This window comes from uncultured Solobacterium sp. (assembly GCF_963517755.1).
Lineage (GTDB): Bacteria > Bacillota_I > Bacilli_A > Erysipelotrichales > Erysipelotrichaceae > Bulleidia.
The window spans coordinates 59,390-84,168 of record NZ_CAUQGG010000007.1; the positions used below are offsets into that span (position 1 = coordinate 59,390).

The following is a 24,779-nucleotide window of genomic DNA, read 5'->3' on the forward strand; positions in this document are numbered from 1 at the left end:
TTATTTTAGACTAGGAAAAATATTGATAAAGTCATCATGTATTGTTAAATCTGCGGTAGAGTCATAACTTGTTTGGTCACGATTAATTAGGATGAGTTTATCACCGCCAAAATAACGCAGTAGTCCTGCGGCTGGATATACAACAAGAGATGTACCTAATACGATACAGGTATCCGCAGTTTGTAATGCATGTAATGATTGATTTAGGATTGTTTCATCTAATCCTTCTTCATACAAGACTACATCTGGTTTGATAATACCATTACACTTTGGGCAGTGTGGTACAGTATCCATTGTTAAAATATCATTTAGCGAATATTTTGTATGACATTGCATGCATGTGTTACGTAAAACACTGCCATGTAATTCTAATACATTTGTTGAACCTGCTAATTGATGTAAACCATCAATGTTTTGTGTGATGATGGTAACCTTTTTATTGCGCTTTTCTAAAGTAGCGATATACTGATGTACAAAAGAGGGCTTAACATCTGGATATAGCATTTTATCGCGATAAAAGCGGAAGAATTCTTCTGTGTGTTGTTTGAAGAAATGGTGACTTAAGATTTCTTCTGGTGGAAATTGATACTTTTGATTGTAGAGTCCATCTGTGCTACGGAAATCAGGAATACCACTTGCGGTGGATACGCCTGCACCAGTAAAGAATACGATATGATTTGAATTGTCGATGATTTGTTGAAGTTCTTGTATCTTTTCGTTCATAGGGTTCCTTTCTAATAGGTATCGATTACTGTATTTGCGATTGTTAATAATTTTTCTTTTAACTCTGCTGGTTGGAGTACTGTCACGCGATTATAGAATAACAATAGCCAACTTAAAAGGGTTGGAGTAATCGCTGTTTTTAAGCTTACTGTAAAAGAGTTGTCTTTTACTTCTGAAATAATCATATGACTGCCAAATTCATCTTGGATGATACTTGCTATATCAGTTGTACATTTGATGGTAATTGTTTCTGCTTTCCCTGCATACATCTTCATAGATGTTTGTAGGTGATTATCTAAGTTGAATGCGATTGTCTCTACTGGTTGTTCAATCAGACGAACAGTTTCCATCTTATCAATACGATAGTTTGTAAAGGATTGATACTTCTCACTATAGAGTACACAATAGTATTTTCCTTCGTAGGAAGTGACTGCATAAGGTGTTGAAATATAACGCTTTTTATTCTTGCGATATTTCTTTTCCTTGGAAATTGTATAGTCGAAGTAGTAGAAGGAAATCTGATAGGAATGCTTGATCGCATGTAAAATCAATTTTATATTGGATAAAATATCTTGATTACTTGTATGTGAATTAGACTTACGTTTAAGACTGTGATATGGGCTGGAAAGTGTCTGTATTTTATTTTGTAATGTGGTAACTTCTTTGTTAGATAAAGATGTGATTTGACTTAAATAGTCTGATAGGATAAAGTGCTCTGCTTCATCAAAGTACGGTACGAGATAATAGCCAGAATAAAATTTATGAAATTCATAGCGAATATCATAGTTGTATTCTCGCAGTATCTCAATTGCTCGATATATAGTACGGCGATTCGAAGGAAAACCTTCTGACTCTAAGATAGCCTGTAGTTCAGGCATTGAAATGAGATGTTCTTGATCTGGATACTGACGTAGTATCTCTAAAATTTGTGATGGGAGTGCGTTTGTATTTTTCATATTCTTAATTGATGTGCATTTATATGCACATCAATTATATACCTAACTGCTAAGATAATCCATGTAGAAAAGGTGATGAGTATGACAAACAAACAACTATATTTCGTAAATCGTTCGGTATTATTTCTGGCAATTGCCTATGCAATCAATGGGTATACACTACCTTCACTAGCATGCAGTATTGTATCCGCATTCTTAACTTGTGAGTTTATTGGATATGAAAAGATGAAGGATAACGTAATACAAATGTTCGTTATGGGTATTGTGCTAAGCGGAGTGATCCGTATGGTTGGTTTACAAATAACATTACCAATGGTAGAGGTATCCGCATACGCTTCTGTAATCTTTGCGGTAAATTGGGTAAAGTATCATTTCCACACAGTTTCAGAATTATTAGGGCATATTTTATCTTTAATGTTTGTGTTTATTGGGATTGCGGTCGTATTACCATTAAGTTCCTTACAGCTTGGCTATACAATGGTATTTATCACAATTGTATTTATGCCTATACTATGTTCTTATGGAATCGCATTATTCTTTACAAAAGAATATGCAAATACCTTGGATAAGAAGGCTACGTTACGTTAAAATAGGTACTAAGGAAAGTACTTATGATAAACTATCTGATAAAAAAATATATTAAAAATCCGGAGGATATTCAAAATGAAACCGTACGCTTTGCGTATGGAAAGGTGACGAGTATTATCGGGATTATCGCAAACCTATTATTATTCATCGTAAAATTAGCAATTGGTTTTATGACAAGTTCTGTTTCTATCATGTCAGATGGCTTTAACAACCTATCTGATGTGATGACATGTCTTGTGACGGTGTTAGGATATCGTATTGCAAGTAAGCCAGCGGATAAAGAACATCCTTTTGGGCATGGTCGAGTAGAGTATGTGGTTAGTTTTGTGATTGCGGTGGTTATCTTTACCGTAGGTTTTGAACTAATCAAACAGGGCATCCAGCAGATTATGGAACCAAATGAGATTCTATTTCGACCAGTACTCATGTTAATACTGGTATTATCCATTGGTGTTAAGTTGTGGATTAGTTATCTCAATCATACGATTGGAAAGAGAATTGATAATCTTGCGATGATTGCGACGGCACAGGATGCACGTAATGACGCATGGTCTACACTAATTACAATTGTAGCGATGTTGTTAAGCCAACTCAAAACAACATTTCCATTTGATGGTGTGGCGACACTGATGATTGCGTGCTTAATATTAAAATCAGGATATGAATTGATTAAAGAAATCATTGACCGTCTCATTGGAAAACCAGCAGATAAAGAGTTGGTAAAACAAATTCGTGAAATTATTTTAAAACATAAAGAGATTCGTGGTCTTCATGATTTAATTATTCATGATTATGGACCGGGTGTTAAGATTGGTAGTGCACATGCAGAAGTTGATGCGAAGATGAATGTTGTAAAGATTCACGATATTATCGACCAAGCAGAACGTGAAGTTGGAGATACACTACATGTGATGATGACTTTGCATATGGATCCTATTGAATATGATAATCCTATTACAAATGCATATTTTGAAGACTTAAAACGTATTCTTTTACAGATTGATCCAGGAATTACAGTTCATGATTTTAGAACTGTATTAGGTAATGAACATACCAATCTAGTTTTTGATTTGGTGATTCCTTATGGCTTTCATTTAGAGGATGAACAAATCAAAGTAGAGATTGACCGTCACTTTGAAAAGTATCCGAATAAGATTTATACTGTTATTACATTCGATCATCCGTATACAGGGGGCTGATATGAAGAAGATAACGATTTGGCATACAAACGATGTACATAGTCAGTTTGAGGATTTCTCTGCAATTGTGCATTATATTCGTAAACATATAAATTTTGAAAAAGATTTCCTGCTTGATGCAGGAGATTTTTGCGACCAGAAGTCAGTAATGATTAATGGTACCCATGGAGTGGGTGGTATTGAATTATTAAAGAGTGCTGGTTATGATGCAATGGCAATTGGAAACAATGAATTCTTTGCGGGTATGGAGTATTTAGAGGAAATGACAAATCAAAACTTTCCCTTACTATCCGCAAATCTTTTCCGCTTAAACAAAGAACCTATCTCTGGTGTTTTACCATTTATCACTCTTACGCGTAGTGGTGTACGTGTTTTAATCATTGGTATTTCACCCTACTGGGGAGAAAGTCCTGAGAGTACTGCATTTACAGATATGTGTGGTATGAAATTGCTTGAACCAACATCACTTGTACAAAAGATTCTTGAACAAGAGAAGGGCAACTATGATATTTCAATCTTATTATCCCATGGAGGTATTAAGAAAGACCGTGAAATTGCGGAAACAGTGAATGGATTAGATTGCATTATTGGTGGACATTCTCATACGGAAATGGATGAGGCGGAGCATATCAATGGTACTTGGATTCATCAAAGTGGTTGTTGGGCAAAGTATCTTGGTAAATTAACGTTAGAAGTAGATGATGATTATCATGTTGTGTCTGCAAGTGGAGAAAATATTGTGGTGGAGAAAGAAAAAGATCCTCAGATTGAATCTGTGATGGCACAACAAACTGAAATAGCAATCGCAGAACTCAGTAAAGTTCTTTATGTCTTACCACAAGATTTAGAGTTTTCGATTGAACATGAATGCATGGCAATGAATGTGCTTGCGGATATGATGTGGAAAACATATCCTTCGGATTTGGCTTTGATCAATCATGGAATTCTTTCAAAAGGGATTGCAAAGGAAGTTACGAAGTTAAATCTTTTGGAGGTTTCTCCATCCCCATTAAATCCAACGACTTTAGTATGGTCTGGAAAACAAATCAAGGATGCGATATTTGCCTCACAAAAAGAAGAATATATCCATATGACTCCAAATCGTTGGGCAGGATTTCGTGGAAAAGAACTTGGTACATTAGCGGTAAGCCAAAATGTGCAAGTGGATTGTGATTTACAAACAATTACAATTGATGGAAAACCACTTGATGAAGAAAAGGAATATTGTGTTCTAACGAGTGATTTTCTACAGAGAGGATATGGCTATGAGATGCTAGGGGAATCGCTAAAAAAGACAAGCTTTGCGAAAGAGTTTTTTAGAGATCTTTTAGAGATGAAATTGGATGATGTACAGTTTATTGAATCTGCGAAAATAAGTCGTTTCTATCGAGGTAAGATATGAGAAAATTCTTTTCAAGAAGTAATTTATTACTGATATTAGCATCGATTATCTGGGGCTGTGCATTTGTAGCACAGAATGTAGGAATGAACTATATTGGCCCATGGACGTTTTCGACAATCCGTTTTTTGATTGCGGGTTTTTCACTTCTAGCAATCATTCCGATTCTAGACAAGAAACGTACCCATGTTATTCGTCCTAAGACGAAGGAAGAAAAAAAGAAGTTATTATTAGGCTCTGTCTTATGTGGTCTTGCCTTATCCATTGGTAGTATCGTACAACAGATTGCAATGTTGACGGTACCAGTTGCGAAAGCTGGTTTTCTAACAACACTATATGTATTGTTCGTGCCAATCATCACACTATTATTTGGTAAAAAGATTCCTTTAAAAGTCTGGATCGGTATCGCAATGGCTTTATTTGGGTTATACCTTTTAAGTATGGCAGGTAATCTTGCGATAGGAATTGGCGAAATATTCTTGATTCTAGCTGCGTTCTTATTTGCGATACACATTATCATCATTGGTCATTTTAGTACGCGTGTTGACCCAGTTCGCTTGTCTTGTGGACAACTATTAATTGGCGGATTTGCGACAGTGATTCCAATGATTGTGATTGAAAAGCCTACAATAGGCGCAATCTTAGCAGCCTATATTCCATTACTATATACGGGTATCTTTTCTTCTTGTGTTGCGTATACACTACAGATTTTTGCTCAGAAGGAAGCTAACCCAACGATTGCGGGAATGTTATTATCCTTGGAGTCTGTATTTGCGGCTTTAGCAGGGTATCTAATATTAAATCAAGTATTAAATACCAGAGAATTAATTGGTTGTGTACTCATCTTTATTGCGATTGTGATTGCACAACTTCCTGATCGTTCTGACATGGTAAATGTCACAAAAGAAACATAATTTCTAGACATAAAAAAGGCGATGTTACGCCTTTTTTTATGATTTAGTTCTTTGCGTCTACGATGAGGTTTGTAATCTTCTTGGCAAACTCAACTGGATTTTTGATTGGTAATCCTTCAATCAATAAAGCTTGATCATAGAGTACATCTGTATATTCCTTAAGTTTGTCAGGGGAAGATGTAGATACTTCGTGTAGCTTATTGAAGATAGGGTGGTTAGGATTGATTTCCAGAATCTTTGTGGCCGTAATCGCTCTATCCTTATTCATTGGATCATTTGCCATATAGCGTTCCATATCTAGGGATACACCTTCATCCGCAACGATACATACAGGATCATCAATCAATCTGGATGAGATACGTACTTCCTTAACTTTATCTGCTAAAGCATCCTTCATCGCTGTTAACATATCCTTGTTTTCAGCTGTCTTTTCTTCAATTTCTTTCTTTTCTTCTTCGCTATCTAAGTCTAGATTTGCTTGAGAGATGGAGATGAACTTCTTTTCATCATAGTTTTGCATAATACCAGAAACAAACTCATCACGCTCATCTAAGAAGTAGAGAACTTCATAGCCTTTCTTCTTTAACTTAGGCATGATAGGGGAACGTTCAATTTCATCCACGGAAGAACCTACAGCATAGTAGATTGCGTTTTGACCTTCTACCATACGGTCTGTATATTCCTTCAGGGTGACATACTTACCTTCCTTAGAGGATCTAAATAAGATAAGGTCTTGGAGCTGTTCCTTATGAATACCATAATCTTGGTAGATACCATACTTTAAATTTAAACCGAAGTTATCAAAGAACTTCTCATAGTTTTCACGATCATTCTTTAACATATCTTCTAATGCGGAATGAATCTTCTTTTCGATAGATTTCGCAAGTAGCTTAACCTGACGGTCTTGTTGGAGAATCTCACGGGAGATATTAAGATTTAAGTCATCACTGTCAATGATACCCTGTACAAAACGGTAGTAATCAGGTACGAGATCTTTTGCTTTATCAAGAATGAATACACCTTTAGAGTATAACTGTAATCCTGCTTCAAAGTCTTGATAATAGAAGTTATATGGTGTTCTAGAAGGAATGAATAATAACGCTGTGTAGGATAGTGTTCCTTCAACGTTATAGTGAATTACTTTCTGTGGATTCTCCCAATCATTGAACTTAGACTTATAGAAAGAGTTGTATTCTTCTTCTGTTACTTCGGACTTTGGCTTTTTCCAAAGTGGAACCATTGAGTTCAGTGTTACAAGTTCCTTAGTGTCAATTGTCTTTCCTTCTTCTGTTGGATCAGGGATAGACTTTGTGACTTCCATTTGAATAGGATAGCGAACATAATCAGAATACTTTTTTACGAGCTCACGAATTTTATATTCTTCTAGGAATTCATCGAAAGACTCTTCCTCTGTATTGTCCTTAAGATCAATCGTAATCTTTGTGCCTGCTTCAGGTTTTTCAATCTCTGTAATCGTGTATCCATCTTCACCAGAACTTGACCATGCATAACCTTTTTCTTCTGCTGGAGACTTTGTCTCTACGAGAACATGCTTTGCGACGATGAATGCACTATAGAAACCAACTCCAAATTGACCGATAATATCAACGTTATTTGTGTTATTTTCAAGTTGTTTACGGAATTCAGCAGAGCCACTTCTTGCGATTGTACCTAGGTTTTTTTCTAGTTCCTCTGCACTCATACCAACACCAGTATCTTCGATAATCAGTTGGCGTGTATCCTTTTTGATTTCTAGTGTAATTTTTAAATTCTCAGGATTTGTTGCGTAGCGAGAATCTGTAAGAGAGAGATAATGACGTTTATCTAAAGCGTCAGAAGCGTTAGAGATTAACTCACGTAAGAAGATTTCACGATTGGTATAAATCGAGTGAATCATCATATCTAGCAATCTTTTAGATTCTGCTTTAAATTGTTTCTTTGCCATAGTAATATACCTCCTTAGCACTCTTGTGCTATGACTGCTAATATAGTGTATCACTGAATGAGAATGATTTCAAATCAAAAATAAAGATTCCAGTTTTATTGGAATAGCTTGAGATAGGATGGTGAAGACAATAGGAGATAATACTAGTTATAATGCGACATTCTATTAATAATGGAATATAAATAATACTCTAGAATTTCTGTAGTTCAGTATGAAAACCAGTATTCATTTTCTATATTGAAGTTATGAAAAAAACAATACAAGATTCTATGAGATTGATGACATACCAAATGAGAAAATTACGCATCAACCATCATATGACACAAAAACAAATGGCAGATATTCTAAATGTTTCAGCACAATCAATTTCTGCGTATGAAAATGGTGTAATTCGTCCAGACATCGAAATCATTATGAAATACGCCGAGTATTTTAAAGTGGATATGGATTATCTGACCGGTGTTAATTTATATGGGCCAATCAAAGACGTATTTCCAACGCAGACGGAAGCACAGATGTTTATGGCATATCGCAGAAGACCTGCTTGGATGAGAAAGGTGATACGTGAGCTTTGTTTTAATGGAACAAAGTATCGTACCCAAGATGAAGAGTCAGAATATACAACTTTGTTAAGTGATCATGAAGGAGACTATCAATAAAGACATCCATGTTTCGTTACATAGATGTCTTTTCATAAACACGAATACGGAACTGACAAGTAAGATCTAATGTTGGAATCTTTAATAAACGTTGCTTGTCCTCAATGGATGTTTTATATGCATATGGTGTCATTTGAAATAATTGATTCAGTGTTTCTTGATCTAGTGTTGCGGTATTTTCAATCATTTCATCTTGAATCAGTGTTAAGTTTGTATTGATATCCTCTAAGATATTTTCATATGGAGTATCATAGAGAACAGCTTTCATTTCAAATAAGTGTTTTGGCCCAGGGGTAACAAAAATAAACTTACCACCTGGTTTTAAGATACGTTGTAATTCTTCGGTTGCGGCAGGCGCAAAGCAGGTGACTGCTACATCACAGGATTCATCTTCGATTGGAAGGTGAAAGATAGAGGATACAACATACTGTGTCGACTTGTCATTTTTCGAAGCGTGTTTTAGGGCATATTTCGATAAGTCAAAACCATATTTTTCTTGTGCAATAAAACCATCAGTGTAATATCCTTCCCCACAACCTAGGTCAACAAATACTTCTGGATGAAACTTTGTATTTAGATTAATGAGATATTCCTTCAAGAAGGCGTAAACACCTTTCTCTAGAAAAGCGGTACGTGCTTTTACCATCTCGTTATTATCACCATGGAGTGGCTTATTTGAACGATATAGGTTGATATAACCCTGCTTTGCGAAATCAAAGTGATGGTTATTTTCACATACGAGCTCACGCGCAATACGATTAAATTTTGTTTTACAAATTGGACAAATTAATTTCATAGACAAAGTATAGCACAAAGTACTTGACTGAAAGTCAGTCAGTGATATAGTAGATGTAGGAGGTAATAAAAGATGCCTGAAAATAAAGATAACGAAGAACGAAAGAATGAGTTTATAGATGCGGCAGAAAAGCTATTTAAAGAAAATGGCATTGTAGAGACAACAATCAGTTCCATCGTAAAAGAGATGGATGTAGCAAAAGGACTATTCTACTATTACTTCAAGTCAAAAGATGATGTAATTGAAGCAATCAGTAATAAATACAACGAAGCATTTAATGCCATGATGCAGGAAAGCATGAATAAAGAGGATTATACAGAACGTTTAAAACAGTTCGTTCATAACTCAGTGAAGTCTTTCCATGTATTACATGAAAAACTTAATGGCGAAGATGGTGCAGATCTTTCTAACTTAAGTGTTAGATCTACCTTGGAAGCGAAAAATAAAGCCATTACAGATTTAACAAAGTTATTTGATGAAGGCGTACGACTTGGTGAGCTAACATTAGATAACACGAAGTATTATGCGAATATCTTGATTAGTGGAATTGTTGAATTAATTGATCAAGGTGAAGCTACTAACGATGAAATTGCATTTATTATTTGGGACCTCATTGAAAGGGCCGGAAAGGACTAAGGACATGTCAGAAAATAACAAGAATGGATTCGATGATTTAGGAAAAACAATTTCCGATTTAGTAACAAATGTTACGAAGGTTGTAACAGAAAGCACAGAAGGTCTTACTTCTAAGCTTAAGGTTGAAAAGCAGAAGGCTGAAATTCGTGCAGAGATTGGTCATCACTCACGTGAACTATCTAAGTACTATGAAACATTAGGACGTAACTATTATAACGATATCGTCATCAATAAGAAGTCTGGTACTTATACAGAAGTGATGGACAATATCCGTACAAAAGAAAAGTTAATTGAACTCTTAAACGAAAAATTAGACGTATTAGAGAAGTAACAAAAAAGTGCGATTCTTAGGAGTCGCACTTATCTTTTTTGCGGGAATCATAGGAATACTTACAACCGCAATAATCTTGTCGGTATAGACAATACGCATCAGATATTTCTGTGGAATGTTGTTGGCCATTTCCTTTTTTGAAATCAGAGTAGAAATATTTTGTGTGAGAATATTTCTGTTGAAGAGAACGGCCAATTTCATTGAGCTTTTGAGAATCCTTTTGACGTGAGAAGGTCATGACTGTTGTGAAGTAGTCATAGCCATTTTTATCTGCATAGGCAAAGGCTGCGTTCATTCTCTCTGTATAACATGAGAAACAACGTAGCCAGCCCTCTGGGTCATCTTTACGTTTTGCCAAAAGCTTTTGGTCAAAGGCATCATAGTTATAAGGCTCTATTACCAGTTTGATTTCTCCATGCCACCTTTCGTCCAGATACCGTTTCATATCAGATAAACGCATGTCGTATTCTGATGCTGGCCAGATGTTGGAGTTATTATACATAATCGTTACATCAAAAACTTCATGAAGGAATTCCAAAGGCCAACATGCGCATACAATACAACATGCATGTAAGAGTAATTTTGGCTTTTTGTTTGTGCTAGCTTTGATGTTTTTCATCTCCTTGAGGGACTCTATATAATAGTTTGTCTTCGTGGAAGATTTGCGATTCTTTAAATAGGCAATATAGGCTTCTTTTTCTTTTTCATTCATTGGTGATTAACATACAATCGCCGAAGGAGAAGAAACGGTATTTTTCCTGTACTGCATGGCGATAAGCTTCTAGTGTAAATTCATATCCTACAAAGGACGCAATCATCATAATTAGTGTTGATTTTGGTAGGTGGAAGTTTGTTAACATACCATCGATCGTATGCCACTGGTATCCCGGGTAGATAAATAGTTTTGTCTCGCCAGAACATTCCTCAAACTTACCAAAGCGATTCCATACGGATTCAAGTGTACGTACGGATGTTGTGCCAATCGCAAAGATACGTTGGCCATTTGCCTTCGCTGTGTTTAAGGTATATGCGGCTTCCTTAGACATATAGTAAACTTCACTATGCATGTCATGGTCTTCGATGTCTTCTGTATCCATTGGTCTAAATGTACCTAAACCTACATGTAGTGTTACATCAACGACTGTAACACCTTTTTCTTTTAGCTTCGCAAAGATTTCATCTGTAAAGTGTAAACCGGCTGTTGGGGCTGCAGCAGAACCTCTTACCTTGGCATAAACTGTCTGATAACGTTCTGGGTCATTTAACTTCTCTTTGATATATGGTGGTAATGGTACATTTCCTAATTCATCTAAGATTTCATTGAAGATACCATCGTAAATCATACGCATCTTACGTAAACCTTTTTCGCCTATTTCAATGCATTCCGCACGTAAACGTCCATCGTGGAAGGAAACAATAGTGCCAAGTTTCACTACCTTCGCATTACCAACTAGACACTCCCAAATATCATCTGGAAGTTGTCTTAGTAGAAGTAACTCAACATGAGCACCTGTTTCTTCTTTTGTCCCAAATAATCTAGCAGGAATAACACGTGTGTTATTGCGTACTAAAACATCACCTGCATGCAGGTAATCTACGATATCGTAGAAGTGCTTGTCTTCATATTTCTTTTCTGTATTATGAATGACAAGCATACGAGAAGAAGTGCGATCAAGCAGTGGGGTTTGCGCAATCAGTTCTTCAGGTAAGTTATAATCAAAATCACTTGTTTTCCATTTCATATTAAAATCCTCTGTGGTCAAATTTCATCTTCGCAAGAGTTTCCTCTTTGAAGTCATTAAAGCGGTCTTCTTTGATGGCTTTTCTTGCGTCTTCCATGAGCTTTACTAAGAAACGTAAATTATGGATAGACATGAGGCGTGTACCAAATCCTTCGTTAGTACGTTGGAGGTGGTTGAGATATGCCTTGGTATAGTTACGGCATGTATAACAATCGCACTCTGGATCGAGTGGAGTGAAGTCATTTTTGTAGATAGCCTTACGAATAGAGATTCTTCCTTCACTCGTCATCAGTGTTCCGTGTCTTGCGATACGAGTTGGTAGTACGCAATCGCACATATCGACGTTGCGGCTAACTGCTTCTAATAAGTCGTTGACTGCACCTACGCCCATCAGGTATCTTGGCTTATCAAAAGGTAAGGCATCCGATGCCCACTTCACCATACGATACATTGTCTCCTTATCTTCGCCTACGGATGTACCACCGATTGCATATCCAGGGAAGTCAATCTCAATTAGCTTTTCGGCACAGTATTTGCGTAGATCTTCGTAGTCACCACCTTGGACAATGCCAAAGAGTGCCTGTTCTTCAGGGCGGCTATGTGCTTGTTTACCACGGAGTGCCCAACGTAATGTTCTCTCTGTACTCTTTTCGACATATTCACGTGTTGCAGGGTAAGGGATACATTCGTCAAAAGACATAATGATATCGGCACCAATCTTATTTTGAATCTGGATGGATTTTTCTGGGGAGAGGAAGAGTGTATCTCCGTTGAGAGAGTTCTTGAACGTAACACCTTCTTCTGTAATTTTACGTTGATCTGCGAGGGAGAATACTTGGAATCCTCCACTATCTGTTAACATAGGACCCTTATAGTTCATAAACTTCTGAACTCCACCAGCTTGGTCAACAATATCTTCGCCTGGTCTTAGCCATAAATGATAAGTATTGGCAAGTACCACACCAGAACCTAAATCTTTTAATTCCTCTGGGGATACGAATTTAACGGTTGCTTGTGTGCCGACAGGCATAAACATTGGTGTCTCAACATCACCATGTGGCGTGTGTAAAATACCCGTGCGGGCGCCGGATTGTTTACAGATATGTGTAATTTCAAAAGTGACTGGTTGTTTCATGATTTCCCTCTTTTCCGCTATAAAGTATACCAAATATTACTTTAATTCGCTGAGAAACATCTGCGTGTTATAATGTTTTTATGAAATCGAAAGAGATACGTGTTAGAAATTTACCGAAAGATGACGTTCCATTTTACGTTTCAAATGTAAAACCAACATCATTTTTAATGATTGCGATGATAGCTGGTATTTGTTTTTTATGGATTCGTACGTATTTACAGGTGATTGGGGTTATGGTCATCATGGTGTCGTTATTCTCATTATTGATGTTACCGGATTGTAAACTGTATGAAATCCATCAGGATTACATCGTACTCTATAATCGACACGATAAATCAGAATGTTTCATTATCTACTATGAAGATATGGTATCTTGGCACTATGAATGGAATCCAAGTTATGACCAACTCGTTATTTCACTAGTGGATGGCAGTGTAGAAAAACAAGAAGTCTATGCGAAATATCGCATTGAGAAGTGGTTAAATTCTTTAGCACCAGGCAAACAAGCAAAAAAGAATTATAGAAAGTAGGATGTGATGAAATTAGTAAATCCTGAAGCAGTTGAGAAATGTAAAGCAAATATGATCTGTGAAGCGGATGTAGATGATATGAGTTTAATCTTTGACATGTTTAGTGATAGCACTAGACTCAAGATTATGAACGCACTCTTTGTCAGTGAACTATGTGTGGGTGACTTAGCTGCATTATTACAGATGAGTACAAGTGCCATCAGCCATCAGTTATCTTCTTTGAAGAAAACAAAACTAGTGAAGACAAAGAAGATTGGTAAGAATGTCTATTATTCCATGGCAGATGAACATATTGAAAAGATTTACCAGATGACATACGAGCATATTAAAGAAGATGACTAAGATTGTAGCGATTGACTTTGAAACTGCCAATAACAAAATGGCAAGTGTTTGTTCGGTTGGTATTGCGGTTATGGAAGATGGGGTCATCATTGATCACTATTACTCTTTAATTAAACCGGAAGAAAACGTAAGTTATTTTTCCCCTTACAATATCCGTATTCATGGCATCACTGCTAGTGATGTTAAGGATGCGCCAATATTTTCAGAAATCTATCGTGAATTAACAGGATATTTTGAAGATGCGGTGATTGTGGCACACAACGCTCGATTTGATATGAACTGCTTAAAACAAGCCTGTTTAAATACAGGCATAAAGATACCGCTAATCGAGTACTTTGATACGGTGGAATTATGTAAACGTGTATTTTCAAATCTCGAACATCATCGTCTGAATGATGTGTGTGAGTATATTGGAATTGAATTAGATCATCATAATGCATTAAGCGATGCGAATGGATGTTTGGAAATTGTAATGGCAGTTATGAATCTGGTTGGAGAGTATGATATTTACCAACTACTAGAACATTGTCAAACAAAATTATATCAGTTATAAAACGAACAATGAATATACCTATATTCGTTGTTTTTTATCTTATTTAAAAATTAAATAGCGAATAAAAAATATTGTAAAAAACAATATTAAAAATGATTACAATTCCCTTTTTGCATGATAAAATAACTCCATTATTAATGGGAGGACAAAAGGAATGAAAAAAGTCAGAGTGATTAGTTTTCTTTGTGCTCTGCTAATGGTATGTAGTATTTGTGTAACCACAATTTCTACAGCGGTATTCGCAGATTCATCAACACCAACAACACAACCAGTACCAACTACTAGAACTTATACAGTTCGCCATGTACGTCAAACATTGTCTGGCAACTATGATGACGAATCCTTGGCAGAATATGAAACTCTTACAGGCAATGTAGGGGATATGACACAGGCAATCGCAAATCGAACATATCCTGGCTTTCAAGCTCTGATTCCTGAACAGGTACAGATTGCGCCAAATGGAGATATTACAGTTTCTGTTTATTATGCAAGAAAGAAGTTGACGACTTATTTTCATACAGGTGATTCTGCACAGGACTTCTATTTAACATATTTATACGAGAGTACACAGACACAACCTGCACAGCCAACGATTCCAGGTAAGATATTTTTACGTTGGGTGTATCAGGATAGCACAGGTGCTTTACAGACCTGGAATGCTGGGGTACAACCGGCAGAGGATATGCATGTCTATGCAGAGTATGATATTCCGTTTCAATCGACATATATTGTTAATTATTGGTATCAAAACGCAACGGATGAAGTATCTTTTACAGATGCGCAAAAGACTTACTCCTTATTTAATACTGAGACGAAGACACAGAATGTAAATAGTACGGTTATCTATAACGGTCCACAATATGATACGACCTATCGTAAATACAATCAGGTAAAGACAGATGCAGAGAATGCGACAAAGCTAGTCTTAGCAGATGGTTCAACGGTAGTGAATGTATACTATGATCGTCCAGTGATGACAATCACACTTGTGTATTACAACTTCACTACAAATACAGAGGAGCGCCGTGAGTCATACCAAGGAATCTATGGACATAAGACGGACGGTATTTTTAGCATTGACCTAACCTATCTATGGTCTGCGCCAAATAATGCAAGCTCTCACTATGACAAGACACCACCTACCTTTACAGAACAACAATTCTTTAATGTTGATCCATATCATTTAGAGTTCCATGCTAGAAAATTAGCAGTAGCTCCAAGTGAAAAGAAAATTCATATCATCTATCATGAACAAAATCCAGATGGCACATGGTCAAGGAATCCAAATAATCGTATTTGGGATGTAGATACACTTTCCTACAGCAAGTTTAGTGTATATTTCCCTAATACAGCCGCATTTAACTATTCATATTATTATTGGACTAATGGGGTAGATGATTACACTACAGATGTTAATGCGTCTAACCCTGATTTAACTGCATATACTGGTGGTTCACTCATCGTTGTATACAACAACAATCAAGTGGTAAATGACTATGATGGTGATGGTCAGACATATATGCACGTATATAAAACACGAAATAAGTATAATCTTCACTTAGAAAATACGGATGGCACAGTATTAAATCTCTACTATGGAGAACCATTATCTAACTATCAAAATATCCTGAATAACCCAGTAAGACCAAGTAATGTGCCAGCACACTATGTATTTACAGGTTGGTATACAACTGATACGTTCAAAGAGGGTACTAAGCTTAAAGATAATGCGACAATGTCTAATCGTGATCGTTTCTTATATGCTAGATGGGAAGAGCCACGAGTTAATGTAACGGTTGTAAGTAATGGTGCTACTTCTGTACTACCTGCACTGGTAACAATTCCTAAGATGTCTAGTGTACATAAGGATATTCCAAACATTCCTTCTAAGGATGGATATTGGTTTGATGGTTGGTATAAAGATCCAGCATTTACACAACCTTTTGATATCAATGAGTCAATTGCGTATGATATGACAATCTACGCAAAGTGGGTTGGACGCAAACCGACAAGTTGGAGAATTCGTTATATCGATGATCAAGGTAGGGTTCTTGCACAAGAAGATACAGGGAATGATAACTTATTTACGGTACTCTTTAGATATGGCAAACTTATCCCGGATTATGCAGTGGATTATGAAAGTAAGAATCTAACACTTTCATCTGACCAGATGAATTTATTGGAATTCATTTATACATACCGTGTGAAAACAAATTGGGTAACCGAAGATGGTACACCAATTAAGGAAAGAGTTTATGGAACATTTGGCCCGGAGGTATTTGATGGATATGTATATCTTTCCACAAGTACAGCTATTAACGGGGATACTACACACGTCTATCGTTGGGTGGGTATCTCTACACCAAAGACGGACGATTCGTTCAATATCTCTTGGTATCTATGCGTATTCTCTGTATCGATGATGGGATACCTTTATATATTTGTTATGAGGCATAAATATCAATAAATATACAAACAAGTGACTAGTAACTAAATTACTAGTCCTTTTTGTGCTTAAAAAATGATATTTGTGTTTCATTGATACATAGAAAGTCTTGTTTTTTGTGGTTTGATAGTTACGATAGGAAGTTAAAAACAGTCGATAAACAAAGTGTAATCATAACTAAATTTCTTGCTAAAATGCCTATTCCTTGATATAACAAAGATACGATACAGTAAAGGCTATATTATGGCAATTGCATATTTGGAAACCAAGTATTATATAACATGCATGCAAGTTATTTATCGTAGAATGGCCAATTTTAGAATGATTTGTGAAAATACCCGACTTTTCGGTAGATATAGGAGAAACTTTGTTGAAAATGCATAGTCTCTTTTTTAAGGGCAAAAGCAATCACTTAAAAATGATATTGTGGATACTAGTGGTATCGATGTTACTGCCAGTATTTTCAGTATTTTTTGCTGTGCATGCCAATGATGTGGACGATATTTCAGACCAAATTGATTTTACGAGGCTGTATTTGAAAGAGAATGAAGAGATTGAAGAAAACTATCCAGAAAACAGTCTGCTGTATTTCGATAATATTTATTATCTAGGTATCGATTTAAAAAAGGTTTCATCGAATGAAAATGCAAAATGGAAAGTTGGAGATTATTTTACATTCGATTTACCAGAGATTTTCTCATATATCACAGAAGATAATACAAAAATTGAAGATAAGAAATTCTCAATCGAAGATGAAACTATGAAACTAGAAGGTACTATCGAGAACGTAGGTAGTGATATTGAACCGGATTACAAGCTAGTATTTACAATCGTAGAGATAGTAGATCCAACTACGTTTGATTGGGAAAAGTGGCGAGCAAGTGTATCCATTCCTGTCATCATCCCACCACAAAATAATGAAAGTGAAAAAACTGCAGATATATCAGTATCTTTAGAAAAAAAGACTGAAAGTGGCTATCAAGCAATTAGCACAATGCATATGCAGTACACAATTGAGCCGACTGTTGAGAATATTGAGGAAGATATAATTGAAGAAGATACAACGATTAAGGAAGCACCTGCTTCTAACCAATCTGTTGTAGTTGAATCTGACCGTGCAATTACGGCCGTTGACCATAGTAAATTAGAATTACAGTTGGTATCTTCCAATAACCCAGCAACTCCAATTGCGAATGCAAAATTCGAAATATATGCAGATGCTGATCGTACTACAGTTATCGCAACTAGAACGACTGATTCCAATGGAAAGATGTTACTGAATAATTTGAATCCTGGTATTTATTATTTGAAACAAATCACAACGGGATCTTCGTATATGTTGCCAAGTGGTGGATATCGCTTCCGTATAGATAGTGCAGAGTATCTTGCGGTCCCAAATCTAATAGGAAAGACTTTGGTAAATGCAAAGAATGTAGTGAATGGAAACTTCATGATCGACGCTACGGAAGAATACTCCTCACAACCTCAGGGAACTATCATCTCCCAAAGCCCATCGAGTGGTACAGCTCCAAAGGGTTCAACAATACGTGTTGTCATATCGAAAGGTCCAAAACCACAAATCAATTTCAATTTATTACCTTCTTCTACAACAGCTATTAAAAAAGGCTCTTATATACAGCTTGTAGATGGAAATACAGGAAGCAATACGAAGGCAGTTGGTAATGCAAATAATTCTGTTACAAATGTTGTTCAAGTGGGTGGTCCTACTCAGGATACAGAGGAATTGAAAAAACAACTTTGGGAAGTTACTGAGTGTTATTCGACAGCAAGTGGACAACTCGCGGTAGAGTTGAAGAATGTATATTCAGGACAATATCTAACGCGAGATGCGAATGGAAATAAACTGTTATTAGGTTCTACACCGTCAACATTTATCTTTGAACCTCGTAATCAGAATCGGAAATTTTGGAAAATATACACGGTAGTTCCAAATAGAATTGTTAAAAATAGATACATTCATCGTAATGGTAATTTAGGGTTTGAACCTGGTGGTATCTTATTTAATATTTATACCCCATCGCCATACCCGCTACCGCAGGATAATGACTCCTCATCAGAACTGCCAAAGAATGATATTGGTGATATTTGGGATACATCAGGGAATGTTATTACACTTAATCCGGATGTAAATATGCGTATATTAAAGACGGATTCTGGTATTAAACTTGTAAATGACCCAATTTATAAAAATGCGATGGAATTTACAAAACTAGGCTCAACTGGAGAACCAGTTTCAGGTGCTAGGTTCATGTTGCAGAAATGGAATGGAAATGCATGGGTTAATATCATTCAAACGCAATCCGTTGACAATGGTTACTTTTCCTTCGGTGGACTTCCTGCTGGTGACTTCCGCATCGTTGAAACAGCAGTATCAAACACATCACAATATGATTTGCCTACTGATGCAGTTTCAGAGTTATCGGTAGCCACAAATGGTGTTGTTAGTTTTAAAGAAGGTTATAGCCGGACAATTACCAACACGAAAAATGGGGGAACAAAAATCTCTATCCTTAAGGTTGACTCTAAAGATAATCAAATCAAACTAAAAGATGCAGAATTTAAAATTAAGCGATTTGGTGGTGGATATGAAAAGACGTTACAAACAAATTCGAATGGAGAGTTAACATTTGATAACCTACCAATTGGAACATACATAATTGAAGAAATAAAAGCACCTAAGGATTATAAACAAAATACGATTTGGTATACATTCCAAGTTGATTCAGATTTTACAATTCGAGGACTAGCAGGGGTAAATGGTAAGAGTGGTACAATCAAAGTTGAAAACACCCCTATTACATTGGATGTCGTGCTATACAAGAAAAATAGGGCAGACAATTCACCATTAAATGGAGTCGAATTCGAACTTCAAAAAGATGGTGTAAAACTGGGTACTATCATTTCGGAAAGTGATGGGAAAGTGAATCTCAAGGATTTACGACCGGGAAACTATAAACTGTATGAAACCAAAACAAAAGATGGCTACATCTTGCCGAATGATTCCATTCTAGACTTTAAAGTAACGGGAGATGGTAACTTTACTTGGTTGAAAGGTGAAATACAAATTGTTGGGCCGCAGATAGTTTTATACAATGACCAATATGCATTACAAATTCTAAATGTTGATAGCGGTAAGCGAACGACAAAAGTTAAAGGTGTAACGTTCCAATTGTATAGTGACGCTGATTGCCAACAGGTTGTAAGGGCATACGACTCAAATAAGAACCAAACAACATCAACACAAAAGACGGAGTTCACCTCGGATGTGGATGGATCTCTTAAAATATATGGACTAGCGGCTAATAAAACATACTATCTCAAAGTAATAAAAGCTGCAGATCATTACCTAAAACCAGAGGGTGTAGCATCATTTACAATTAATGCACAGGGAAATATTACATGGCATTCTCCACCTGAATGGGAGATTGTTACCTCTGATTCACATAGTCTAACATTAGCGCATCAATGGCGACTTAATATGCCAGAAAGCGGCACAAAAGATATATTAATCCTACGTATGGTAGGGTTACTACTGCTGATTGGAGGTGGTGTGATTGCGATTAGAAGTCACAACCATAAATGAACCACTCAATATAACAATTAAAAATAAAAAAAGGAGGAATAAAATTATGTCAACCACTTACTCAAATGTAAAAAGAAAAATCACAACAATTTTAACAATTTTCAGCGTCATGGTGCTTTGCGTAGCACTTATACCATTGCGTGTACATGCATCAACAGCAACTTTAACTTTAAGTGACAATACGGGAACACCAGCCACTGCAGCAAATGGAACATTCACTGCTTATAAGGTGATTGATGATCGTTCAATTACGACTGATTTTGCAGATTTCTTTAATAACAATGCAACTTATGGTTCCTATAAGTTCAATGGAAATGAAATCTTAAATTCTGCCGCAACAATTATCACAGGTGTTCAAACAGATGTGACTAATAGTACAGAAGCTGCGAAATTAGCCGTACAATTAGAACGCTATGCGGCTGCGAAGAACCTTACAGGTATTACTTTTGCGAATAACCAAGCGGAACTCTCAAAGGGTATGTGGGTAGTTGTCGAGACAACAAGTAATGGTCAAACATGGACAGATAACGATGGATATCAACATACAAGAATTGCATCTCGTCCAATGCTTGTTAACATGGGTGATACAGCAAAGACAATTACTTTAAAAGATAGTAGTACATCACTAAGAAAAACAATTAATGATAACAATGTTCCTGTGAAAACAAATGATGTAGCTATTGGTGGTACAGTAAACTACAATGTTGAATCTGCAATTCCGATGTATGAATATAATGCGCAGACAAGATTGGCTGCGAATGCATTATTATTCCAAATTGATGATATATTCTCTGCTGGATTAGATTATCAATTCACAACAGGACAACCTGCAAGTGGTGTAACTGTAACTGTAGGTGGTGTGGCTGTTGCGGCTTCTAAATACACAGTAGCTTTTGATGAAAATACGCGTAAACTTTCTATAAAATTCAACAATGACTGGATTATCGAAAATCAAGGACAAAATGTAAAAGTATCGTACTCTGTAAAGCTTAATTCCGATGCTGTTGCAAACGATACGACAGGGAATACAAACACAGCAACTTTAACATTTACACAGAATCCAAATACACCAAATGATACAGCAACATTATCGGATTCCACCAAGACATTTACATATAAATTTAAGATTCATAAGGTTGATAGATATAACAGCACAGCAGATATGACTGGTGTTGAGTTTACACTTTATACAGATGAAAACTGTACAGATGTACTTAAGCTTAATGGTGTTGATGCAAAACTTACAGTCGGCACAGGTAATATGTCAAATGAATTAGCCGGTTTAGATGAAGGCACATATTACATGAAGGAAACAGTACTAAAGAGTGCAAGTTATAGTGATATTGGTGTAGTAAAGGTAATCGTTACGGCTGAAAAAACTGCGGGTAATCAACCAACAGGTAAGGCAACTATTGCGATGCAAAGTGCACCTACAGGTTCTGATATTGAAGAAGGTAGTACAGTTTCCACAACAAATACATATGGACTAGTGCTAAAGGTAGCAAATACTAAGGGATTAAATATTCCTGAAGCAGGTGCTTTCTCCGCAATCTTAATCATGCTTGCAGGTGCATTGCTTGTGGTTGGTGGTTTATACATTATGGGCAAAGGCAATAAGGGAGAACAGAAATAATATAGCGGTTTGAAAATAACGAAAGGAGAAGTTCATGAAGAAAAACAATAAGCAACGTCTACTTGGACTTCTCATAATACTTGTTGGTATATGTACGATGGCCTATCCACGTATCGCAAACTATGTTAATCAGCAATTTGCTGTAAAAGATATTGCAGACTACAATACGGAGATGGCAAAAACAGAGGAATCAACAATCGAAAGATTGATTTCAATTGCGAAGGAATACAATAAATTGCTTCCTTTAAGCTATCCAGCCGATCCATTTTCTGGTGATGGAATTAATTATGTTCAGCAGCAGGATTATCAAGATTTTGAGTTATTACAACCTGCAGTGATGCTAGGATATGTTGAAGTGCCCTCTGCTAAAATTTATGTACCAATGTACTATGGCACATCAAATACTGTTTTAGATAAGGGTGTTGGTGTCTTAGAAAATTCTTCGTTACCCGTTGGTGGAGAAGGTACACACGCAGTTATTGTTGGACATAATGGTATGGCTTCAAGACGTATCTTTACAGACCTAGAGGATGTAAAAGAAGGCGATATTTTCTTCGTACATGTTTTGAATAAGGATTTTGCATATCAAATAGATCAAATAAAAACGGTATTACCTGATGAAGTAGAAGAGTTACGAATAATAAAAGATAGTGATTTTGTCACACTTTTAACCTGTACACCATTTGGTGTTAACGATCATCGGTTGTTGGTTCGTGGTCATCGTATAGATTATGACTTTAGCCAACAACATGATTCAACTGTGAAACTGTTGTGGTGGCAAACGGAAATATTCTGGCCACTCGTTATATCAATCGTCATTTTGATAATACTCGTTGGGGTTTTTATAAAGTTTTTTAAGAAACGGAAAAAGAAAAAATAGTAAGGAAGGTGGTGATGATGTGCTAAGACGCACAATGGACAATCATAGATGTTTTTGGCATGTATTGTATCATGTGTTTTTCAGTATCTTCCTGATAGTATGTACATCATTACCGACTCACGCTATCAACGATGGAAGTATCACAGTATATACCGGAACAAGTGATGGAACAAAATTAACAGGGATGGCAGTTTCTCTATATAAGATTGCCGAGAAGAAAGCAGATGGAAGTTGGCAACTGATGTCGGAATATCAAAATCTTGGTATTGATGTCTATGAACTAAGACAAGCGGATATCGAAAGAATTGAATCAGTTGCGAAAACTCAGATACCATCTCAGACTATGATTTCAAATCAGAATGGAATTACGACATTTTCAAATTTAGAGGATGCGATTTATCTTGTTAGTAAGACGGGAGAACCTAATCTTTCGCAAGATTATCGTGCAAGTATGACAGCCTTTCTGGTTCAGATGCCAAAAACAGAATCTGATGGTAGTACTACCAATCATCGCCAAATTGATGCTTCTCCAAAGTGTCAGATCTATACCGCAACCGCAACGGCAATTACCGTTAACGCAGAATGGATCGATCATAATAATCAACTTGGAAAACGACCAACGAACATTCGTGTAATTTTGCGTAAAGGAAATGATTACATAGGAGAACAGATTCTCAACTCTCTGAACAACTGGTCATATACTTGGTTAAATTTACAAGCTTCTGATCAATACAACATTCAAATGATAGACGAAATCGCAAGTTATACAACCTCTATATCTGATCCGGATAAAACAAATGAAGTATGGATATTTACGATTACAAATACAATAAAACAATCCTCAATAATAGTTAAAACCAATGATGCGTTTAAGATGAATGAGTGGTTGACAATACTGTTGGTGTCGGTTGGAATTATTTTGGTTTGTTTTAAAAATATTTTCTCTGTGAATAATAAATAAAGAATCGTATTGATACATATCCTGTTATAATAATTTTGTTGATAATGACACAATCTGAAATAGTTTGTGCCATTTCTTTTTAAAGGAGAAATGAAGATGGAACTATTAAATGCTATCAAACAAAGACATTCTGTACGTTCGTATTTAGATAAACCAATTGATACAGACGTACGTGATGAATTACGTAAGTATATTGATAAATGCAATCAAGAAGGAAACCTACACATTCAACTAATTGAGAATGAACCGCAAGCTTTTGCCAAAGGTTTATTTCACTATGGTCTATTCTCGAATGTAAAAAACTATATCGCTCTTGTAGGAAAGGAAGATTCTACATTCGATGAGCGTTGTGGCTACTATGGAGAGAAGATTGTACTTAAAGCACAGATGTTAGGTCTCAATACTTGTTGGGTAGGTGGTACCTATAAAAAGATTGAAAGTGTTGTAGATTTAAAACCTGGTGAAAAGTTTTTGATGGTTATCGCTATTGGATATGGCGAAAACCAAGGAAGAGAACATAAATATAAGAAGGTAAAAGATTTATCCATTGGATACCCTGAACTTCCAGATTGGTTTATAAAAGGTGTAGAGGCGGTGGCTATGGCACCGTCAGCTCTAAACCAACATAGTTATCGATTTGGCATTAGAGATGAAAAAGTGTATGTAAAAAAAGGTTTAGGTATTGCGCTAGATACTGACATCGGTATTGCAAAGTATCACTTTGAAGTGGCGTCAGGAAAAGATTCCTCTATCTGGGAATAAAGAAACTTGAAATAAATATTTCAAAAATCTAATTTTAATGAAATT

23 protein-coding genes are annotated in these 24,779 nt (G+C 36.2%); 16 read left to right on the top strand and 7 right to left on the bottom strand.

Annotated features, from left to right (window positions below; all coding sequences use genetic code 11):
* Both RWM19_RS05515 and RWM19_RS05520 read right to left on the bottom strand, forming a co-directional pair.
* Positions 1-723, bottom strand: a complete 723-nt coding sequence (locus tag RWM19_RS05515) for an NAD-dependent protein deacylase (RefSeq protein WP_313984646.1) — start codon at positions 721-723, stop codon at positions 1-3.
* A gap of 11 nt (positions 724-734) precedes the next feature.
* Positions 735-1,679, bottom strand: a complete 945-nt coding sequence (locus RWM19_RS05520) for a WYL domain-containing protein (protein ID WP_313984649.1) — start codon at positions 1,677-1,679, stop codon at positions 735-737.
* 81 nt (positions 1,680-1,760) lie between these two features.
* On the opposite strand from RWM19_RS05520, the gene RWM19_RS05525 reads away from it, so the two are divergent.
* From RWM19_RS05525 to RWM19_RS05540, 4 genes are read left to right on the top strand one after another with little or no spacing between them, the layout of a single operon-like run.
* Positions 1,761-2,267: a hypothetical protein gene (locus RWM19_RS05525; RefSeq protein ID WP_294022849.1), complete on the top strand. Its 507-nt coding sequence runs from the start codon at positions 1,761-1,763 to the stop codon at positions 2,265-2,267.
* A 23-nt stretch (positions 2,268-2,290) separates the two neighbouring features.
* Positions 2,291-3,466, top strand: coding sequence for a cation diffusion facilitator family transporter (locus RWM19_RS05530; RefSeq protein ID WP_313984653.1), 1,176 nt, complete (start codon positions 2,291-2,293; stop codon positions 3,464-3,466).
* 1 nt (position 3,467) lies between these two features.
* Entirely contained in the window at positions 3,468-4,868 is a 1,401-nt protein-coding gene (locus tag RWM19_RS05535; RefSeq protein WP_313984655.1) for a bifunctional UDP-sugar hydrolase/5'-nucleotidase, read from the top strand.
* Positions 4,865-5,779 carry a DMT family transporter gene (locus RWM19_RS05540; protein WP_294022846.1) on the top strand — a complete coding sequence of 305 codons (915 nt, stop codon included), beginning with the start codon at positions 4,865-4,867 and terminating at the stop codon, positions 5,777-5,779. Before RWM19_RS05535 ends, RWM19_RS05540 begins: the two co-directional genes overlap by 4 nt.
* A 43-nt stretch (positions 5,780-5,822) precedes the next feature.
* On the opposite strand, the gene htpG is transcribed toward RWM19_RS05540, so the two are convergent.
* Positions 5,823-7,724 (bottom strand): molecular chaperone HtpG, encoded by a 1,902-nt coding sequence (gene htpG / locus RWM19_RS05545; protein WP_294022845.1) that lies wholly within the window; start codon positions 7,722-7,724, stop codon positions 5,823-5,825.
* A 290-nt stretch (positions 7,725-8,014) separates the two neighbouring features.
* On the opposite strand from htpG, the gene RWM19_RS05550 reads away from it, so the two are divergent.
* A complete protein-coding gene (locus RWM19_RS05550) occupies positions 8,015-8,383 on the top strand; it encodes a helix-turn-helix transcriptional regulator (protein ID WP_294022844.1) in 369 nt (122 codons plus the stop codon).
* Positions 8,384-8,399: 16 nt separating this feature from the next.
* On the opposite strand, the gene RWM19_RS05555 is transcribed toward RWM19_RS05550, so the two are convergent.
* Positions 8,400-9,179, bottom strand: coding sequence for a putative RNA methyltransferase (locus RWM19_RS05555; RefSeq protein WP_313984659.1), 780 nt, complete (start codon positions 9,177-9,179; stop codon positions 8,400-8,402).
* A 72-nt stretch (positions 9,180-9,251) separates the two neighbouring features.
* On the opposite strand from RWM19_RS05555, the gene RWM19_RS05560 reads away from it, so the two are divergent.
* Positions 9,252-9,815 (top strand): TetR/AcrR family transcriptional regulator, encoded by a 564-nt coding sequence (locus tag RWM19_RS05560; RefSeq protein WP_294022842.1) that lies wholly within the window; start codon positions 9,252-9,254, stop codon positions 9,813-9,815.
* Between the two features lie 4 nt (positions 9,816-9,819).
* A complete protein-coding gene (locus RWM19_RS05565; protein ID WP_294022097.1) occupies positions 9,820-10,146 on the top strand; it encodes a hypothetical protein in 327 nt (108 codons plus the stop codon).
* Positions 10,147-10,162: 16 nt separating this feature from the next.
* Here the strand turns inward: RWM19_RS05565 and RWM19_RS05570 are convergent, their stop codons facing one another.
* The 3 genes from RWM19_RS05570 to tgt are packed head-to-tail and all read right to left on the bottom strand — an operon-like array spanning position 10,163 to position 13,023.
* Complete coding sequence (locus RWM19_RS05570) at positions 10,163-10,858, bottom strand: epoxyqueuosine reductase QueH (protein WP_313984662.1); 696 nt, start codon at positions 10,856-10,858, stop codon at positions 10,163-10,165.
* Positions 10,851-11,888, bottom strand: a complete 1,038-nt coding sequence (gene queA / locus RWM19_RS05575; protein WP_313984665.1) for a tRNA preQ1(34) S-adenosylmethionine ribosyltransferase-isomerase QueA — start codon at positions 11,886-11,888, stop codon at positions 10,851-10,853. The genes RWM19_RS05570 and queA overlap by 8 nt, the downstream gene beginning before the upstream one ends.
* Position 11,889: 1 nt before the next feature.
* Positions 11,890-13,023 (bottom strand): tRNA guanosine(34) transglycosylase Tgt, encoded by a 1,134-nt coding sequence (gene tgt / locus RWM19_RS05580; protein ID WP_313984667.1) that lies wholly within the window; start codon positions 13,021-13,023, stop codon positions 11,890-11,892.
* A gap of 80 nt (positions 13,024-13,103) precedes the next feature.
* Between tgt and RWM19_RS05585 the strand changes: the two genes are divergently transcribed.
* The 9 genes from RWM19_RS05585 to RWM19_RS05625 all read left to right on the top strand — a co-directional run bounded on the left by RWM19_RS05585 (position 13,104) and on the right by RWM19_RS05625 (position 24,734).
* The gene (locus RWM19_RS05585; protein ID WP_294021783.1) at positions 13,104-13,553 is read left to right on the top strand and encodes a hypothetical protein; all 450 of its coding nucleotides are present in this window, start codon (positions 13,104-13,106) and stop codon (positions 13,551-13,553) included.
* Positions 13,554-13,559: 6 nt separating this feature from the next.
* The gene (locus RWM19_RS05590; protein WP_294022839.1) at positions 13,560-13,895 is read left to right on the top strand and encodes a metalloregulator ArsR/SmtB family transcription factor; all 336 of its coding nucleotides are present in this window, start codon (positions 13,560-13,562) and stop codon (positions 13,893-13,895) included.
* Positions 13,888-14,448, top strand: coding sequence for a 3'-5' exonuclease (locus RWM19_RS05595; protein WP_313984672.1), 561 nt, complete (start codon positions 13,888-13,890; stop codon positions 14,446-14,448). Before RWM19_RS05590 ends, RWM19_RS05595 begins: the two co-directional genes overlap by 8 nt.
* 154 nt (positions 14,449-14,602) lie before the next feature.
* The gene (locus RWM19_RS05600; protein WP_313984674.1) at positions 14,603-16,915 is read left to right on the top strand and encodes an InlB B-repeat-containing protein; all 2,313 of its coding nucleotides are present in this window, start codon (positions 14,603-14,605) and stop codon (positions 16,913-16,915) included.
* 424 nt (positions 16,916-17,339) lie between these two features.
* Positions 17,340-20,498 (top strand): SpaA isopeptide-forming pilin-related protein, encoded by a 3,159-nt coding sequence (locus RWM19_RS05605; protein ID WP_313984678.1) that lies wholly within the window; start codon positions 17,340-17,342, stop codon positions 20,496-20,498.
* Between the two features lie 46 nt (positions 20,499-20,544).
* Positions 20,545-22,131 (top strand): isopeptide-forming domain-containing fimbrial protein, encoded by a 1,587-nt coding sequence (locus tag RWM19_RS05610; RefSeq protein WP_313984680.1) that lies wholly within the window; start codon positions 20,545-20,547, stop codon positions 22,129-22,131.
* Between the two features lie 34 nt (positions 22,132-22,165).
* Positions 22,166-23,011: a class C sortase gene (locus tag RWM19_RS05615; RefSeq protein WP_313984683.1), complete on the top strand. Its 846-nt coding sequence runs from the start codon at positions 22,166-22,168 to the stop codon at positions 23,009-23,011.
* Positions 23,012-23,030: 19 nt separating this feature from the next.
* Positions 23,031-23,972, top strand: coding sequence for a Cna B-type domain-containing protein (locus tag RWM19_RS05620; RefSeq protein WP_313984685.1), 942 nt, complete (start codon positions 23,031-23,033; stop codon positions 23,970-23,972).
* 96 nt (positions 23,973-24,068) lie between these two features.
* Positions 24,069-24,734: a nitroreductase family protein gene (locus tag RWM19_RS05625; RefSeq protein ID WP_313984688.1), complete on the top strand. Its 666-nt coding sequence runs from the start codon at positions 24,069-24,071 to the stop codon at positions 24,732-24,734.
* Positions 24,735-24,779: the final 45 nt, after the last annotated feature.

What these genes read in the sequence shown, in the direction of transcription:
- RWM19_RS05515 (WP_313984646.1), bottom strand. Translation starts at nt 723, where the DNA reads ATGAACGAAAAGATACAAGAACTTCAACAAATCATCGACAATTCAAAT.
- RWM19_RS05520 (WP_313984649.1), bottom strand. Translation starts at nt 1,679, where the DNA reads ATGAAAAATACAAACGCACTCCCATCACAAATTTTAGAGATACTACGT.
- RWM19_RS05525 (WP_294022849.1), top strand. Translation starts at nt 1,761, where the DNA reads ATGACAAACAAACAACTATATTTCGTAAATCGTTCGGTATTATTTCTG.
- RWM19_RS05530 (WP_313984653.1), top strand. Translation starts at nt 2,291, where the DNA reads ATGATAAACTATCTGATAAAAAAATATATTAAAAATCCGGAGGATATT.
- RWM19_RS05535 (WP_313984655.1), top strand. Translation starts at nt 3,468, where the DNA reads ATGAAGAAGATAACGATTTGGCATACAAACGATGTACATAGTCAGTTT.
- RWM19_RS05540 (WP_294022846.1), top strand. Translation starts at nt 4,865, where the DNA reads ATGAGAAAATTCTTTTCAAGAAGTAATTTATTACTGATATTAGCATCG.
- htpG (WP_294022845.1), bottom strand. Translation starts at nt 7,724, where the DNA reads ATGGCAAAGAAACAATTTAAAGCAGAATCTAAAAGATTGCTAGATATG.
- RWM19_RS05550 (WP_294022844.1), top strand. Translation starts at nt 8,015, where the DNA reads ATGAGAAAATTACGCATCAACCATCATATGACACAAAAACAAATGGCA.
- RWM19_RS05555 (WP_313984659.1), bottom strand. Translation starts at nt 9,179, where the DNA reads ATGAAATTAATTTGTCCAATTTGTAAAACAAAATTTAATCGTATTGCG.
- RWM19_RS05560 (WP_294022842.1), top strand. Translation starts at nt 9,252, where the DNA reads ATGCCTGAAAATAAAGATAACGAAGAACGAAAGAATGAGTTTATAGAT.
- RWM19_RS05565 (WP_294022097.1), top strand. Translation starts at nt 9,820, where the DNA reads ATGTCAGAAAATAACAAGAATGGATTCGATGATTTAGGAAAAACAATT.
- RWM19_RS05570 (WP_313984662.1), bottom strand. Translation starts at nt 10,858, where the DNA reads ATGAATGAAAAAGAAAAAGAAGCCTATATTGCCTATTTAAAGAATCGC.
- queA (WP_313984665.1), bottom strand. Translation starts at nt 11,888, where the DNA reads ATGAAATGGAAAACAAGTGATTTTGATTATAACTTACCTGAAGAACTG.
- tgt (WP_313984667.1), bottom strand. Translation starts at nt 13,023, where the DNA reads ATGAAACAACCAGTCACTTTTGAAATTACACATATCTGTAAACAATCC.
- RWM19_RS05585 (WP_294021783.1), top strand. Translation starts at nt 13,104, where the DNA reads ATGAAATCGAAAGAGATACGTGTTAGAAATTTACCGAAAGATGACGTT.
- RWM19_RS05590 (WP_294022839.1), top strand. Translation starts at nt 13,560, where the DNA reads ATGAAATTAGTAAATCCTGAAGCAGTTGAGAAATGTAAAGCAAATATG.
- RWM19_RS05595 (WP_313984672.1), top strand. Translation starts at nt 13,888, where the DNA reads ATGACTAAGATTGTAGCGATTGACTTTGAAACTGCCAATAACAAAATG.
- RWM19_RS05600 (WP_313984674.1), top strand. Translation starts at nt 14,603, where the DNA reads ATGAAAAAAGTCAGAGTGATTAGTTTTCTTTGTGCTCTGCTAATGGTA.
- RWM19_RS05605 (WP_313984678.1), top strand. Translation starts at nt 17,340, where the DNA reads ATGTTACTGCCAGTATTTTCAGTATTTTTTGCTGTGCATGCCAATGAT.
- RWM19_RS05610 (WP_313984680.1), top strand. Translation starts at nt 20,545, where the DNA reads ATGTCAACCACTTACTCAAATGTAAAAAGAAAAATCACAACAATTTTA.
- RWM19_RS05615 (WP_313984683.1), top strand. Translation starts at nt 22,166, where the DNA reads ATGAAGAAAAACAATAAGCAACGTCTACTTGGACTTCTCATAATACTT.
- RWM19_RS05625 (WP_313984688.1), top strand. Translation starts at nt 24,069, where the DNA reads ATGGAACTATTAAATGCTATCAAACAAAGACATTCTGTACGTTCGTAT.